Origin of the sequence: Herbaspirillum sp. B65 (assembly GCF_000333555.1) — a bacterium.
In the GTDB taxonomy this organism is placed as follows: Bacteria; Pseudomonadota; Gammaproteobacteria; order Burkholderiales; family Burkholderiaceae_D; genus Herbaspirillum; species Herbaspirillum rubrisubalbicans.
This window is the reverse complement of record NZ_BADI01000231.1, coordinates 1-1,043: the sequence shown is the minus strand read 5'-3', so window position 1 is coordinate 1,043 and position 1,043 is coordinate 1. Positions and strand designations below refer to the sequence as shown.

Genomic DNA, 1,043 nt, shown 5'->3' with positions numbered 1-1,043 from the left:
TTTGTGCATGTGGCGGCCCAGGATGGTGTGCCCGCACAGGGCGCCATAGATTTCGCCGGTCATGAAGGTATCGAAATGTTCGATGCGACCATCGATCACGCGCACCCACTTGGAATGGGTGCCGGGCAGGCCGATCAGCAGTTCACGTTCATGACGGGTCTGCAGGGCGCCGATGACCTGGGTTTCTTCGCCACGCATGACATTGGGCAGCGCCGAATTTTCCAGCAGGCCGGGCACGATCCACAGCACGCGGCCCAGGCCGGTATCGACCTGGGTCAGCTTGCTGCCGATGCTGTGCGGCGCCAGCGGTACGTTCAGGTAGGCCGCTTCGCGCCAGCCCTGCTTGCTGCCGACCATGCCGGCGGCAATCAGCGGTGCTTGCGGGGCCGCCTTGAGCCAGTCGCCGCAGGCCGCTTCCAGCGCGGCACGGTAAGGGGCTTGCGCATCATCGCCATGTTCCACTGCCGGCAGGTTCATGATGCCCCAGGGATGGGCGCGGCGCTCCAGGACCTGGCCGTGGCCATCGAAGCGATAGCAGCGCAGCGAGGAGGTGCCCCAGTCCAGGGCAATCAGGGCGCAGTCTTGGTTGTGCTCTTGGTTCATCGTCTGGTTCAGTGCCCGGCGTCAGCGCGCCAGGCTGGTGTGTTGAGTGTCGGTCTGCGCTTGTTCCTGGGCGATGTCGCAGACCGTGAAGCGGGTCAGCAGTACCATGTCTTCGCCTGGCGCCAGCGCGATCAGGCCGGGTTGCTTGGGCTGGTGGAAGGCATCGATGGGGTGCGTCACCGGCTCCAGGCAGAAATACGGCAAGCCATTGGGGCGGAACATAAGCACGTAGCCGCTGCGGTCGGTGGTATGCATCTGCAAGCGCAAGCCGCGCGTCGGATCCTCGATCATGGCCAGGCCATCCCAACCTTCGAAGCAATTGTCGATCAGGCCGCCTTGCAGCGAGGCGGCGCGGTTGTAGTCCCAGCCGGGCGGCAACTGCCGCGTAAAACCGGTGGGGATGCGATCCGGCCCGGACAGCCACACGCCCCGTGAGCGGA

1 protein-coding gene and 1 pseudogene are annotated in these 1,043 nt (G+C 65.2%); both read right to left on the bottom strand.

Translation table 11 applies throughout. The features are described from left to right. The coding region (locus tag I5W_RS05945; protein WP_044528554.1) for a 2-dehydro-3-deoxygalactonokinase at nucleotides 1-603 on the bottom strand (603 nt) is incomplete at its 3' end. Nucleotides 604-624: 21 nt separating this feature from the next. After that, nucleotides 625-1,043, bottom strand: a pseudogene (locus tag I5W_RS05940) (aldose 1-epimerase); the annotation flags it as partial.